This is a genomic window from Sporosarcina soli (assembly GCF_042655805.1).
In the GTDB taxonomy this organism is placed as follows: domain Bacteria; phylum Bacillota; class Bacilli; order Bacillales_A; family Planococcaceae; genus Sporosarcina; species Sporosarcina soli.
This window is the reverse complement of record NZ_JBHSNO010000005.1, coordinates 756,842-772,271: the sequence shown is the minus strand read 5'-3', so window position 1 is coordinate 772,271 and position 15,430 is coordinate 756,842. Positions and strand designations below refer to the sequence as shown.

The following is a 15,430-nucleotide window of genomic DNA, read 5'->3' as shown; positions in this document are numbered from 1 at the left end:
GTTAGATGCGAAACATTCTAAAAGTGCACTGGACGCCAGGCACGTTTCTACTTAGATAGATGGGATTGAAAATGGAAATGAGAAAAATAATGATATTTAGTAATATGTATCCGTCAGCGGAACATCCGACATATGGCATTTTTGTGAAAAACCAAGTGCGGTTACTTGAATCGGCGGGCGTCGAGGTGGACGTCGTTGCCATTCAAGATCCAGGAAAAGGGAGAAAGGCTGCCCTTAAAAAATATATGACGTGGTGCGGACGCGCGGTTTGGCAGATGATTAAAAATCGGAAAGTGATTGCACTCACACATGCACATTATGCATTTCCGACGGGTGTGCTTTCCTTGGTCGGTAAGAAAGTATTCGGGATTCCTTACGTCGTAACGGTCCACGGCGGGGATATTGACCAAATGGCTGCGAAAAGTCAGCGTATCGCCGACATGACAAAGCGTATTTTACAACAAGCCGAAGCTGTCATCGTCGTCGGTGATAAACTGCACGCAGATGTGACAACCCGTTTTGGGGTTCCCGAAGCCAAGGTCCACGTCATGAGCATGGGGGTCGATACGTCCGTATTCAAAGAAGTGCCGAAAGCCGAGGCACGTAAGCAACTAGGCCTTCCAATTGAAGAGAAAATCATGCTATACGTAGGCAACGTCATTCGTGCGAAAGGATTGCTTGAGCTTGTTGAGGCATTTGATTCGTTAAAGATGTCGCTACCGGATAGTCGATTGTATATTGTCGGCTCTCAAAAGGACGATGCTTTTGCTGGGGAACTTCGATCGTTCATCCAAGAAAATGATGTGGAGGATATCTTTTTCAAAGAACCACTTAGCCAATCGGACTTGGCGCTATGGATGGCCGCGTCAGACACGCTCGTCTTGCCTTCACACCATGAAGGATTCGGATTGGTCGCACTGGAGGCGATGGCTGCGGGAACAACAGTAGTTGGTACTGATGTCGGGGGCTTGTCTTATTTATTGAAAGATGGGGCGGGTTTCTTGGTCGAACCGGAAAATCCGGCATCCTTGGCGACTGGATTATGGAATGCGATTGGAGAGAACGCTGAAGGGATCGATGACACGGTTGTCCGTGAAAGAGTTACAGCGAACTCCTTTGAGACGATCTTGGCTAATTTGTTGTCGATTTATCGTTCAGCGGGGAAAGGTCGGGTTGCTCGCGATGAGTAAAATGCTGAAAATTATCGGGGCTGTCGCAGTCATCAATATTGTGGCGCGGTTGTTTGGATTTTTGCGGGAAGTCGTTATCTCCAATCAATATGGGACATCGAATGCGGCTGATGCAATCATAACGGCGTATACGATTCCAAACTTCATCTACCTTGTATTGGGGGGCGCATTGACGACGGCATTCATCTCCGTTTATCATTCGACGCAATCGGACAAGGCAATGTATGTACGCAAGTCGTTTACGACCGTTCTTGTCTCGGCAGTTGCGATAACGGCTTTGCTTATGGCCTTCACGGATCCTTTACTGCATATGATGTTCGAAGATTTGACCGAAAAGGAATTCGCAATGACGCGCAATCTATATCTTTGGATGATGCCTTCTTCCATTATCCTCGTGCTGTCCACTTGGATGAGTGGGTTGCTCAATGTGAATGGCAAATTCAATTTGTCGAGTATTTCGGTTCTGCTCTATAATGCCTCATTCGTCGGTATCGCCGTTCTGTTGACCGGTTATTTCGGGCCGGAATCGTATGGAATCGGTGCGCTATTCGGTGCGTTGTTAATGGGCGTTTTTTTATATGTGGGTTTACGCAAATCTCGGCTTTATTCATTGAAACCATCTTTTGCAATGTCTGATGATGTGAAGCGGTTATGGGTTATCGCTTTGCCGATTTTATTCGGCGGTGCTTCTTTGCAGTTTTATTTTATCATCCATCGAATTGTAGCAGCGGGGCTTGAAGAAGGGACAATTTCCGCAGTGAACTTTGCTTCCAAATTAACCGGCTTTCCACAGGCGATCATGATGACCGCTGTGACGACGGTGATCTATCCTCTGTTAAGTAAAAAAGAGGGCGAAGGGGATATGGAAACTGTTCGCGCGCTTTACAAAAAAGGAATGCTCTATTTGGTCGCATTGCTCGTACCGGCAACTGTGGTTGCTTACTTTTTAGCTGATCCACTCGTCCGCCTCGTTTACGGACATGGAGAAGCGACAGAGGAGTCCATGCTCCTGATCGTTCCACTTTTTCGCGTATTTACATTATCGATGTTTTTCCTGGCTGCCAATACGTATATTACACGTTTCTATTACGCAAAAGGAAATTCCATGGCGCCTGTCATTTTCAGTTTGATCAGCGTCTTCGGTATTAATATAGCGGTTATCTATGCGATGATGGAAGAATACGGTGCTTCGGCAATCGCCTATGGTACTGTGATCAGTGCTGCTTTGAACTTTGTGATGCTCGCTATATACGCAAGGGTGAAGTGGAAATTATAAGTGTTCATGGAAAGGCTATCTCGTTAATGATTGCGGGATAGTCTTTTTATTGTGAATGAATAGCAAGTTTCTCCTCGCGCTCAAAGAATCCCCCCACGCGCTCAAAGCGCCGTTCTAGTGCTCAAAGGATTTCCCTCGCGCTCCAAAGAGCCGTTCTAGTGCTCAAAGAATCCCTCCGCGCACTCAAAGAGCCGTTCTAGTGCTCAAAGAATCCCCCCACGCGCTCAAAGTGTCATTCTAAAGCTCAAAAAATCCCCACGCACTCAAAATGTATCTCTTGTGCTCAAAGTCCCCTTATACTTCAATGCCGCCTCTATTTATTTTCCGAAAGATAGGCTATTCTAAAAAGAAACGAATGATTTAGTTAAGTAGGATAGGAGTGTTTTCAAATGGACGTCAAAGAAAGAATCGCAGAATGGTTTGCTCATTTCCATGTACATCCTGAAGTGAGTTGGAAAGAAGTGAAGACGACAGCGAAATTGGCGGAAATACTAGCGGAGATGGGGGTAAGACATCATACCTTTGATGATGTGACAGGTGTTGTAGCAGAAATCGGGGAAGGTGACCGCATCATTGCGGTGCGTGCCGACATTGATGCATTGTGGCAGGAAGTTGGGGGAGTCTACAAGGCGAACCATTCTTGCGGGCATGATGCGAATATGGCGATGGTTCTAGGGGCTCTTACTTATTTACAACAGGAAGAGCTAGGTAGTAAAATCCGTTTCATCTTCCAGCCAGCTGAAGAAAAAGGCAATGGGGCCAATTCGATGATTGAGCGAGGGGCGATTGACGGGGTGTCTCATCTATTTGGCGTCCATCTACGTCCACAGGAAGAAATACCATTCGGAAAAGTAGCTCCGGCAATCCATCATGGGGCGGCTTTATTCCTCGAAGGGAAAATTAAGGGAGAAGATGCACACGGGGCACGCCCGCAGCAAGGGAACAATGCACTCGATCCTTTGTTTGCGATTGCGCAATTCATCAAAACGATTCACTTTTCTCCCTATGAAGCATACTCGGCAAAGTTGACCAAGGTGCAAGCTGGCGGTGATAGTCTCAATATTATTCCAGGAACAGCATCGTTTGCCATCGATACACGTGCACAATCGAACGAGGTGTTGAATGAATTAAAAGAACGGGTTTCCGAAGGCATTGAAGCGATCGGCAAACTGCATCATGTAGAAATCGAAATGGTTTGGAGCGATTATACGCCGGCCGCTGAGGTTTCTGAAGAGGCGGCATCCCTTGCGGCGGAAGCAATTGTGGAAACGCTCGGCGAAGAAGCATTTGCGCCTGCCATCATCACATCTGGCAGTGATGATTTCCATTTTTACACGATTCACAATCCGGAATTGAAAGCGGCCATGATTGGCATCGGAGCGGATTTGGGACCGGGGCTTCATCATCCCGATATGACATTCAACCGTGAAGCGCTCGATATGGGTGCAAGGGTACTTGCGTCCGCGTTGCAGAAAGCATCGTTGTTGAATGAATAAATCAAAAAATCTTCTTGTATTGTAGATACAATACAAGAAGATTTTTTTAATTTCAAAATAACATTGACTAATAGAACTCATTACTCTATTCTGACTCATAGGAGAATTGCATACATTCATCGAAAAATAGGGACTTATGACAAAACATGTAATCAGAAAAGCAGAGCTGACCAAAATAATAAGGTTGGAAATTTAACGAAAAAAGCCTCTTATTGAAGTCAGTTGCGTAACAGAGGGAGGCTAAAAATAGATGGCTAGAAAACCATTGGAAGGGATTCGGGTCCTGGAATTGGGAAATATCGTTGCTGCACCATTTGCGGGAAAAATACTTTCGGAATTTGGTGCGGAAGTGATCAAAGTAGAAGAGCCGAAAAACGGAGATCCGCTTCGGAATTGGCGTATCATGCACAAGGATACGTCTGTCTGGTGGTACGTACAGGCAAGAAACAAAAAATCAATTACGCTCAATTTACGAGATGCAGAAGGACAGGAAATTGTGAAAACACTCATTGAAAAAGTGGATGTCGTGCTTGAAAATTTCAAACCGGGAACTTTAGAGAAATGGGGACTTGGATTCGAAGAGATGCAGAAAATCAATCCTTCCATCATTTTGACACGGATTTCCGGCTATGGACAAACAGGCCCGTATAAAGAAAAGCCGGGCTTTGGTAGTGTAGCAGAAGCAATTGGTGGATTGCGGTATCTGACTGGCTATCCTGATTTGCCTCCTGTGAGAGTCGGAATTTCACTCGGTGATATGGTCGCAGGTTTGTATGCGGTCATTGGTACATTGATGTCCCTGCGAGCGAGAGATGTAGATCCGGAAAAGAAAGGGCAAGTTGTAGACGTTGCATTATATGAATCTGTATTCAGCTTGCTTGAAGGAATTTTACCGGAATACGATTTAGCAGGGCATGTTAGAGAGCGGACAGGAAGTACATTGCCGGGAATTGCACCTTCCAATACATATGAATGTGCGGACGGCAAGCATGTAGTCATCGGTGGAAATGGAGATAAGATTTTCCAACGACTTATGATGGCCATTGGAAGGGAAGATATCGCCCTTAATCCGAAATACGGATCTAACCAAGGGCGTGCGGATGATGTTACATTCATCGATGCGACAATCGAGGAATGGACAAAACAGCACCCGTTAAAAGAAGTACAACGAATTCTGGATGAAGTGTCCGTACCAGTCGGACCCATCTATAGCATCAAGGAAATTGTGGAAGACGAACATTACAATGCACGTGAGATGTTGCGTGAAGTCGATTTACCCGATGGAAGTAAGGTGTTAGTACCGGGTATTGTACCGAAACTGTCGGGTACACCGGGTGACATTGATTGGAACGGCCCTTCTCATGGAGAACACAATGAAGAGATCTACACGGAATTCATGAATTTCTCCTTCGAGGATTTTAAAAGATTGAAAGAGCAAGGGATAGTCTAAATGTTTTAAAATGAATTCAACACTTTTTCATTCAGTGAACTGGATGAAAAGGTGTCTTTTAAGGAATGTTTCGAAAAGCATTGACTAATCTTGCTTAATAAATTACTCTATTTGATATGTATTTAATATATTACATATTACGAAGAAAGGTAATCGAGTATCTAATAAATTAGGAGGGACATAGAATTTATTTTTTGAATAATTAGGCATTGGGAACTTACATATGAGTTTTGTTTTGCATAAAAAGGGAGAGTTTTAAATTGTTATCGATTTTAGGATTTGCCATGATTGCCACTTTTCTTCTGTTAGTCCTGACGAAGCGGCTTTCGGTCGTCGTTGCATTTGTCTTCGTAGCTGTCGCTTTCGCTTTGATAGGCGGGTTTAGTGCGGAGATGGGACAGATGATGATGGATGGGATTATCAAAGTTACACCTACGGCAGTCATGATTGTTTTTGCCATATTATATTTTGGATTAATGATTGACGTGGGGTTATTCGATCCTTTAATTGCGAAAATTCTCGGTTTTGTGAAAGGTGACCCGTTAAAACTTGTGTTAGCAACTGCTATTATTACCATGTTAGTTGGTTTGGATGGGGATGGATCCTCAACGTTCATGATTACCATTTCAGCATTGCTTCCGCTTTACAAAAGATTGGGTATGAACCGTCTCATATTGGCCTGCGTTGTTTCGTTGGCAGCTGGTGTGATGAATATCATTCCGTGGGGAGGCCCTTTAGTAAGAGCTGCGGCTAGTTTACATGTTGAGGTATATGATTTATTCATTCCGTTGATTCCTGTAATGATTGTAGGTCTTTTGTGGACACTTCTCGTTGCCTATATTCTCGGCAAGAAGGAGAGAGCGAGACTAGGAGTCATACAGCCGGAAGCTTTCATGGCTTTGACCGAACAAGCGGCTACCGCTGAGGTCCAGCGCGGAACTTCCAAGCTATTCTGGTTTAACTTGATATTGACACTTGTTCTGATGACTATGTTAGTGATGGAAGTGTTACCGATTCAAATTTTGTTTGCAGTAGCTTTTGCGATTGCATTGTTTGTCAACTTCCCAAATCCGCAAAAACAACAGGATATGATTTTAAGTCATGCTAATAACTTTGTCATGATTTGTACGTTAGTTTTCGCGGCAGGAATCTTCACAGGGATATTTAGTGGAACGGGTATGATGGATGCGATGGCTGGAACACTCGTTTCGATTATTCCGGATTGGCTTGGCTCACATATGGCTGTCATTGTGGCGCTGACAAGCCTTCCGCTCGGTTTTGTTTTTTCACCTGATGCTTATTATTTCGGGATTCTTCCGATTCTTGCCGAAACAGCCGCTAATTTTGGGATTGACCCTGTCGAAATAGGGAGAGCCGCTCTATTAGGGCATTCGACAGCTGGCTATCCGTTATCTCCACTAGTACCTGCTACATTTATTCTTATTGGATTAGTAGGGGTCGATTTTGGAGACCATCAGAAATTCCTCTTTAAGTGGGCGTATGGAACGACAATCTGCATGACCATTGCGGCGGTCTTATTTGGAGTCATTACTTTATAATAAAAAGAAGGCAACCTAAATTGATTAGGTGCCTTCTTTTTATGTTACATAAAGAAATTCTCTTCCCCGATTTTGTCATATAATCCGCTCTTTTTAAATAGAAGCAATTTCTCTTTCGGTAGACGTTTTACAATGATCTGTTTGCCTGCTTTTTCTGCATCGTCTAGCAGGGCAAAGAAACCGGCTTCGCCTGTTGCGTCAACGACCGATAAATGCTCTAAGTCCAGGATGATCTTTTTCGCTTTCGTAGCAAGGAGCTTCGGATATTGGTCTTCGAATACTTTGGCTGTTCCGAAGAAAAGCGGTCCTTCGACGATATATTTGATGAGTGAAGAACGATCGCTATCTCCGAATTTGACAACTTCCACTTCGGAAAGTTTCCCTTCTTTCATGCTGAGTTTCCCGCTCATTTTTCGTAGGAAAGAGAGCGCTGCCAGTAAGATTCCCACTTGTACAGCAACTGTTAAATTGATAAAAATCGTTAGAAGAAACGTTGTCAATAACACAATAGAATCACTAGATCGTACAGAAAGTATGTGGACAAATGCATGTCTTGCACTCATATTCCAAGCGACGAACATTAGGATGGGAGCCATCGCCGCGAGCGGGATATGGGATGCATACGGGGCAAATAGAAGTAGGAAAGCCAAAACGAACAAGCTTTGCACTACGCCGGAAATGGGACTGACAGCTCCGGACCGGATATTTGTCGCAGTTCGCGCGATTGCACCTGTAGCGGGTATTCCGCCAAATAATGGAGAGACGATGTTCGCAATCCCTTGGCCGAAAAGTTCCCGCTTTGAATGATGTTTTTGACCTCCTGCCATTCCGTCCGCAACGACTGCAGACAATAGCGATTCGATTGCACCTAATGCTGCAATAATGAGTGCAGGTTGCCAAAGAGAAACAATTTTTGATAGCGTAATTTGTGGAAAATGAAAGCTCGGTATTGAATTAGGTATCCCGCCAAATGCAGTGCCGATCGTTTCGACTTTACCTGGAAACAGGAAGAACGAAACAAGTGTTGGAATGAGTAAGGCAACGAGCAGCAACGGAACACGCGGTGCGATTCTCGGTAAAAAGAAAATGATGGCAAGACCGATTAGGGCAATCGCCACACTATAGAAGTTAACCGTATGCAACTGTCTGACAAGGTCGATCATGTTTTCGTGGAAAAATTCTTTCTTCTCCAACCCTGTCAATCCAAAGAAATTACCAAGCTGACCAGTAAAAATAATGATGGCGATTCCAGATGTAAAACCGATTGTAACGGATCGCGGCACAAAATGGATGAGATTGCTAACCCCGAGAAAACCCATAATGAGAAGAAAGATACCTGCCAGGAACCCGGCAATCAACAAATCTTCGTAACCATATTGCAAGACGATGGCGAGTAGTATAGGGATGAAAGCCCCTGTCGGCCCGGCGATTTGGAAACGAGAACCTCCAAATAAAGCGACAAGAAGACCGGCAATGATAGTTGTATACAAGCCATATTCGGGTTTGACGCCGGAAGCAATGGCAAAAGCCATCCCAAGCGGAATGGCGACAATTCCAACCGTGATACCGGCAATCAGGTCTTTGCGGAATCCAGCTGCATTGTAATCAATATAGCGGTTATCCTTGAACAAATCATATCACTCCGTCCAAGATAGTAAGATTTAGTGAAAGCTTCCTCTATCTAGTATATCCAACTATTATTGGAGTGACAAGGTTTCAAAGCTATTAGGGGAAGGGAAAATCCACGCGCTCATTAAGAATCCCCTCGCGCTCAAAGTCACTCGTCGTGTGCTCAAAGAATCCTCCCCGCGCTCAAAGCCAATCGTTGTGTGCTCAAAGAATCCCCTCGCGCTCAAAGTCACTCGCCAAGTGCTCAAAACATTATAATCCATGCTCAACAAAAAAATCTAACGCTCAATCCCTACCTACTAGCAAAGCCATATTAATTTCATATGAAAATATCCTTTAAAGAATCCAGTAAACCGTATTGAGCCTTAAGTAGTAGGGTGTTCGGATTATTTTCCAGAGTTATCGGAAATCCTCTCGTAAACATTTGTTTGGATTGTTAATATATAGAAAAATAGGTTGCGAGTGAGGGGTTTGGGATGAGGAGAAAGTGGCGCTTGGCAATTTTCTTTTTACTAGTTTTGGTGGTTGGGGGATGTTCAGAAAAAGAGGTAGTGGATGAACAAAAACCGCCTGAAGATGTTGGATTGGCGGAGACTGTCGATGAAGAAGGAGTAGAAATAGAAGCAGCACCAAAAAAAGAGAATGAATCCGAGCTTGATTTCATTCGGAAAATTACCATACCAGATTCGGAAGAGAGCTTCCGTGCCCAAGAGCCGGGCATTTTCACAGCTGATATACCTTATGAAAAAGAGACAGCGCAAGTGTGGGGGTTTTTCGGACTGGGAGATTATGAAGAGGATTTAACTGAAAAGCTGGCCGAAGTGACAGCGGAGACCCAAGATCCGGAAGACTTGTTCAAGGCACTCCATTATTACATTGGCAGCAATGCATACGGTCAAGCGGCAACGAATCTGGATGATTATAGTGTCGCATGGTTTGAGCCCTATTTGCCTGAGCCTGGGGAGATAGAAGACCAAGAGGGAGAAGAGGTCATCGATCCAGGAAAGACGTTCATATTACTCGATGCGAGTTCCAGCATGCTTTTGAATGTGGAAGGGAAACAGAAGATGGGTATCGCTAAGAAAGCGACTGGGCGTTTCGCGACGACAATTGGCGGAGATGATGATATCGCACTTGTCGTTTATGGCCATGCGGGTACGCAAAACAAATCGGATAAAGAGTTATCTTGCACGACGATCGAAGATGTCTATCCACTTCAGAAGTACGATTCAGCGCAATTTGCCAAAGCGTTGAACGATGTGCAAGCGAAAGGATGGACGCCCCTTGCCAATGCGATTGATTTCGTCCGTGACCAAATGGAAGGATCGACGGATAATGTCACGCTTTATATCGTAAGTGACGGGGCCGAAACTTGTGATGGTGATCCGGTTGCCGCAGCAAAGGCATTTGCCATGGAAGACGACAGAAGAGCTGTCAATATTATTGGCTTTGATGTCGATACAGCGGGGGAGAACCAGTTGAAAGACGTCGCTGCTGCCGGTAACGGTGACTATATTTCCGCGAAGACGATCGATGAGCTTGATAATTCCATCGAGACCCAATGGCTACCTTCGCTGCAGGATATTATGAGCAAATCCAATTCACTTATCAATCATTGGGGCCAGTCGTGGGATGAAACTGTCACCCGTAGCGGACTCTCGGATCGTTTCTTTTACGCGACGCTAAATGAAGCGGACCGTTTCAACTCTGCTATTTCTATTATGCGGAGCGAGAAAATGGTACCCAAGGAACTTGCTGATGAGTTGAAAGCAATGGTCAAGGAGAAAGATCAACGCGGAAAAGAGATTAAAAATGCTATTGATAAGAGGAAAATGGAACAGAACGAAGCGGATCGTCAAGCAATCATTGAAAGGGTGGATGCGTGGACGGACCGGATGTTTGAACTAAGGGATGCACAAGGAAAATGAAAAGAGCTGTTTCAGAAAATCAGTTTTCTGAAACAGCTCTTTTATCTTCATTCAGCGGAAGACTCCCACCTCTGGAGGTGGCGAGATGAATGCCAGTTTTGTTTTCCTGATCAGCGGGTGTTCAAAACGCCCGCTGAACGAAGATAAAGCCTCCGGCGGATGTCACAGATTTTGAAAGGAGTGAATTGAGGCTTGCTCAATTCAAAATCTGGACGCAATTACGCCGAGGCGTAATTGATCATTGAAGAAGATTGAAACGTTTATAGCCTGTAAATTTATCCTTCCAGTAAGCGGAGTCGACGGATGCAATTTCTACTTTTTTCGTACCCGCATGTATAAAGTTTCCATCGCCCAAATAAATGCCCGCATGTGAAATTCCGCTTCTGTATGTATTTTCAAAGAAGACTAAATCACCTGGCATAGGCATGTCCACGTAGGCGGAATTGCTGTATAGGCTGAGGGTATCCATTCGCGGCAAATCCAATCCGGCAGATGTAAATACATAGTAGATGAATCCGCTACAGTCAAAACCTTCTGGCGTGATACCAGCCCACGTATACGGCGTATCGAGAAGAGGATGAGCCAATTCAACGGCATTCAACATGATTTTTTCAGTTGAAAGCGATGGACTTTGCCCTTTTCCTATCGAAGCGGTAGTTGTTTTCCATCCATTGGTGGAAGAAGTGACAGGTTTCACAACAGTGTTCTTGTTAGAAGTGATTGACGATCCCGCTGTGGATGTCGTTCCCCCATTATTTGCTTTGACAATCAATTTTTGATCAACTTTGATCGCATCGGAAGTTAGCTTATTTAAGCTTTTCAGTTCATCAACTGTCAGTTTATGTGCTGTTGCGATTTTCCACAAAGTATCGCCTGACTTCACAGTATAGGATTGTGTCGCCGCTTCAGCGGTACCGGTTGCGATACATGTTGCAAGCGCAACCGTTGCCAAAATCGAAAAAGCCTTCTTTTTCATCTCATTTTTCCCCTTTCCACGACAAACTATCTACTACTATTCTACCTTCGCTAGATTTATAGTACAATCTTTCGTTAAATTACATTTATGTTACAAAAACATGTCGAATGTATTACGGGAAATGATTTGGATGAATAAAGTGGGATTTTCATCGGATGAAAAATTATTTTGTATATGAAAGTGAATTACGAAGCCCGAATTTATAAAAAAACGGAAAGGCCATTCTATTTATCTACCAAACAAATCCATGTTATAATCGCAATAATAAGCGAATTTCGACAAAATATGACTTTATTCAGATAGAAAGAAGGAGGGGATAAGATAGATGGGATATGGGAGAGAGCTTTCCGCTGAATCAGTGAATGCGGTATTGGAAGAACTGCATCAACAACAGGAACTTCTTTTTACACAGGCAAAATTCTTAAATGTAACAAACGATTCCATTAAACTTGTGCTTGAAGAAACTTGTAGACGGATTGCAAAGATTATGAAGTGTGAAAGAGTAGGGATTTGGTTATTTAATAAAGAGCAAGATGAATTGACGGCTCAAAATTGTTATGATGCCACTTCATCTAAACATACATCGGGGGAACGCTTATTCCGAAGTGATACGCCTTCCTATTTTAAAGCGATTCAGCAGGAGCGGACATTAGCAGTAGATGATGTCACGACACATCCCGCCACGCAGGATCTAGTGGATGGTTACCTCGGCAAGCGGGGAACAGTCAAATCCATGCTAGACGTAGCCCTCATCTTAAGCCAAGGGATCGGCGGGGTACTTTGTTGTGAAACGGAAACGCGTCGGACGTGGACGTCTTTCGATGAGACCGTCATTGCGGCGCTTGCAGATATGCTGTCCTTTCTTTTTGACCGGCTTTATCGGTTGGAAGCGGAGGAACATATTCGGACACTTGCCTATACGGATGTCTTGACCGGTTTGGATAATCCACATGCCTTTACGGAAAAGGCGTCGTTGAAAATACGGTCGCTTGCGAAAAAAGAACGGGGTATATTCATCTATATGATTCTGGATCAGTTTACGGAAGTGCAAGCAACGCTTGGGCATGGCGCAGGTGAAAAAGTGTTGAGACTGATTGCGGATCGGTTGTGTTATTTATTTCCTGAGCCGGCATTGACTTCCCGCATCGGATTTGATCATTTTATCATTTTCTATCCCTATAGCGGAAACCGTGTCACAAGGGAGATGGATATTGATTTTATCGCTAAAGTGTTAAGAGAGCCTATGGTAGTGGGCGGGCAAGAAGTCTATATGACCTTCAGCTTTGGCGTATCATCTTTTCCGGATCATGTCAGCAATGTCAAAGATGGATTGCAGGCTGCCCAAGTCGCATTGGAAGCGGCGCGTAAAAAATCGCCTCGTAAAGCGAGGGGATTTTATAAACCTGATCTGTTCAGAACCATGAAAGAAACGATGCTTTCTGAAATGAATTTAAGAAGAGGGTTGGATTTTAATGAGTTCAGACTTTTTTATCAGCCCCAAGTCGACTGTCTAACTGGGAAAGTGCTCGGGTTTGAAGGGTTGATCAGGTGGCAGCATCCGGAGAGGGGATTAATTGCTCCCGGCGATTTCATAGAACTTGCTGAATCGACAGGACTCATCATCCCGATTGGTGAGTGGGTCATCCAGGAGGCTTTTTCCCAATTGGCTGTATGGGAAAAGCTAGGGAGAGGGCATTTGACCATTTCAATCAATTTGTCGCCAAGGCATTTTTTACATACGAAACTTCCCGCCTTTTTAATGGAATGTGCAAATAATAAGGGCATTGAACCACAGAAACTAAAGCTTGAAATTACGGAGAATGTCGCACTTGAAGATCATGTGGCGGTGAACAAGCGAATCAACCAATTATCCGAAATGGGTTTTCCTGTATCGATCGATGATTTTGGGACCGGTTATTCTGCTTTCATCTACTTACAACATTTCCCGGTCCAGCAGATAAAAATCGATCGGCAATTTGTCCGTACAGTTGACGTTGATCCGAAAAGTGAAATCATTATTAAATCGATTGTCCAATTGGCGCAAATGCTTGGTCTTCAAACAGTTGCGGAAGGCGTTGAAAACGAAGAACAATGGAAAAGGCTACAAGCGATGGGATGCGACGAAATCCAAGGATTTTACTTCAGCAAACCGCTTCCAGCTGAAGAGATTCATAGATTCTTTGCTTCTTCTGAAGAACTCTTGCTTCCAATGCCAAAGGGAGCGAAAAACTAAGAGACGCACGCTCTAGCGAAACAGCACCGCCATTAGCCGTGAAAGGGTTTGATGGCGGTTACTTTTATCTTCATTCAGCGGAAGACTCCCACCTCTGTATGTGGTGAGATGAATGCCAGTTTTGTTTTCCAATTTAGTGGGTGTTCGAACGCCCGCTGAATGAAAGGCAACCTAAGTTCGCCGCGTCCTGAAAGAAAGTGCCTTAATTTCTGCAAAGGACGCAGAAATACGGTAAATCGAACCCTTCGCTGTTCGATTCGCAATTCAAAATCTGGACGCAATTACGCCGAGGCGTAATTGATGGGAAGAAAAGCTAGAGATGTTGTACGGACATCATACTACGTGTAAAATAAGGATGAGTAATTCATCAGGAGGTTATACAATGGGACAGGTTCAGTTTATGCGTAATCTTATTATCGAAACACCTTCCGTACCCGGGAACTTTGCGAAAGTGGCAAAAGCGATCGGTGAACTGGAAGGAGATATGGGTGATATTCAGACGATCAAGGTTGGTACGTTAACAACCATTCGTGATATAGCGATCTCATGTTCAAATGAGGCGCATTTGCTTAAAATCGTAGATGCCGTGAATGCAATTGGCGGCGGCATTAGCGTTCATGCTGTAACGGATGATGTGCTACAAGCGCATGAGGGCGGAAAAATTCATATGAAAGGTCGTATGGAAATCCGTTCGCTCGGCGATTTGAGACGTGTCTACACACCGGGTGTGGCAAATGTTTGTGAAGTGATCAAAAACGATCCTGATCAAGCAAGATACTTCACAGGTATCTCCAATTCGGTTGCTATTGTAACCGATGGAACTGCCATTCTTGGATTAGGGAATATCGGTCCGGTAGCTGGAATGCCTGTTATGGAAGGGAAGGCCGTATTATTCGATCAATTTGCGGGAATTAGTGGTGTGCCGATTTTGCTCGATACGAGTGATCCCGATCAGGTCGTTGAAACAGTGAAGCATATACATAAGGGCTTTGGTGGTATTTTGCTGGAAGATATCGGTTCTCCACACTGTTTCGAAATCGAAGAACGTTTGAAAGCGGAGCTCTCGATTCCAGTTATGCATGATGATCAACATGGAACAGCCGTTGTCACACTCGCATCGGTGATCTCTGCATGCCAACAGTCCGGTGTAGAGCTGGCGGATTCGGTTGTCGGGCAAATCGGTCTGGGTGCTGCGGGTCTTGCGATTAGCCGTATGCTTATGGAGTATGGCGTCAAAGAGATGCGTGGGGTCGACCGCAACGAAGAAGCGCGGAATCGCCTAGCCGATCATGGCGGGTCAGTTGTGGATTCGGTGGAAGAACTGATGGAAACTTGCGATATTATCGTCGCTACAACAGGTGTTGCAGGGTTGATCAAACCGGAAATGGTCCGTAAAGGGCAAATTATCCTAGCATTATCCAATCCGAATGCGGAAATCACGCCTGAGGATGCACTGGCAGCAGGTGCCGCATTTGCAGCAGATGGCCGCCTTGTCAATAATATTCTCGGCTTCCCAGGAATTTTCCGAGGGGCGCTCAATGCAAATGCGAAGGAAATTACGTACCCGATGCTCATCGCGGCTGCACAAGCCATTGTAGAGAGCACAAAGCCGGGGGATTTAGTGCCGCATCCACTAGATCCGAATGTCCACCAGAACGTCGCGGCAGCAGTCGAACGCGTAGCGAATAGCTGA

The 15,430-nt window shown here is 44.6% G+C and carries 10 protein-coding genes; 8 read left to right on the top strand and 2 right to left on the bottom strand.

The window, feature by feature from the left end; all coding sequences use genetic code 11:
* The first annotated feature begins 77 nt into the window (after positions 1 to 77).
* The 5 genes from ACFPRA_RS07960 to ACFPRA_RS07940 all read left to right on the top strand — a co-directional run bounded on the left by ACFPRA_RS07960 (position 78) and on the right by ACFPRA_RS07940 (position 6,971).
* Positions 78 to 1,190, top strand: a complete 1,113-nt coding sequence (locus tag ACFPRA_RS07960) for a glycosyltransferase (RefSeq protein WP_381432425.1) — start codon at positions 78 to 80, stop codon at positions 1,188 to 1,190.
* Positions 1,183 to 2,466, top strand: a complete 1,284-nt coding sequence (gene murJ / locus ACFPRA_RS07955; RefSeq protein WP_381432423.1) for a murein biosynthesis integral membrane protein MurJ — start codon at positions 1,183 to 1,185, stop codon at positions 2,464 to 2,466. The genes ACFPRA_RS07960 and murJ overlap by 8 nt, the downstream gene beginning before the upstream one ends.
* Before the next feature lie 389 nt (positions 2,467 to 2,855).
* Positions 2,856 to 3,962 (top strand): amidohydrolase, encoded by a 1,107-nt coding sequence (locus tag ACFPRA_RS07950; protein ID WP_381432421.1) that lies wholly within the window; start codon positions 2,856 to 2,858, stop codon positions 3,960 to 3,962.
* A 250-nt stretch (positions 3,963 to 4,212) separates the two neighbouring features.
* A complete protein-coding gene (locus tag ACFPRA_RS07945; protein ID WP_381432419.1) occupies positions 4,213 to 5,412 on the top strand; it encodes a CaiB/BaiF CoA transferase family protein in 1,200 nt (399 codons plus the stop codon).
* Between the two features lie 260 nt (positions 5,413 to 5,672).
* Positions 5,673 to 6,971: a CitMHS family transporter gene (locus ACFPRA_RS07940; protein WP_381432417.1), complete on the top strand. Its 1,299-nt coding sequence runs from the start codon at positions 5,673 to 5,675 to the stop codon at positions 6,969 to 6,971.
* Positions 6,972 to 7,015: 44 nt separating this feature from the next.
* On the opposite strand, the gene ACFPRA_RS07935 is transcribed toward ACFPRA_RS07940, so the two are convergent.
* Positions 7,016 to 8,602, bottom strand: a complete 1,587-nt coding sequence (locus ACFPRA_RS07935; RefSeq protein WP_381432416.1) for a SulP family inorganic anion transporter — start codon at positions 8,600 to 8,602, stop codon at positions 7,016 to 7,018.
* A gap of 474 nt (positions 8,603 to 9,076) precedes the next feature.
* Between ACFPRA_RS07935 and ACFPRA_RS07930 the strand changes: the two genes are divergently transcribed.
* A complete protein-coding gene (locus tag ACFPRA_RS07930) occupies positions 9,077 to 10,528 on the top strand; it encodes a vWA domain-containing protein (protein ID WP_381432414.1) in 1,452 nt (483 codons plus the stop codon).
* 238 nt (positions 10,529 to 10,766) lie between these two features.
* On the opposite strand, the gene ACFPRA_RS07925 is transcribed toward ACFPRA_RS07930, so the two are convergent.
* Complete coding sequence (locus ACFPRA_RS07925; RefSeq protein WP_381432412.1) at positions 10,767 to 11,504, bottom strand: C40 family peptidase; 738 nt, start codon at positions 11,502 to 11,504, stop codon at positions 10,767 to 10,769.
* Positions 11,505 to 11,829: 325 nt separating this feature from the next.
* Between ACFPRA_RS07925 and ACFPRA_RS07920 the strand changes: the two genes are divergently transcribed.
* Together ACFPRA_RS07920 and ACFPRA_RS07915 are read left to right on the top strand one after the other, a co-directional pair.
* Entirely contained in the window at positions 11,830 to 13,737 is a 1,908-nt protein-coding gene (locus ACFPRA_RS07920; RefSeq protein ID WP_381432410.1) for a sensor domain-containing phosphodiesterase, read from the top strand.
* Positions 13,738 to 14,119: 382 nt separating this feature from the next.
* Positions 14,120 to 15,430, top strand: a complete 1,311-nt coding sequence (locus ACFPRA_RS07915; RefSeq protein ID WP_381432408.1) for an NAD-dependent malic enzyme — start codon at positions 14,120 to 14,122, stop codon at positions 15,428 to 15,430.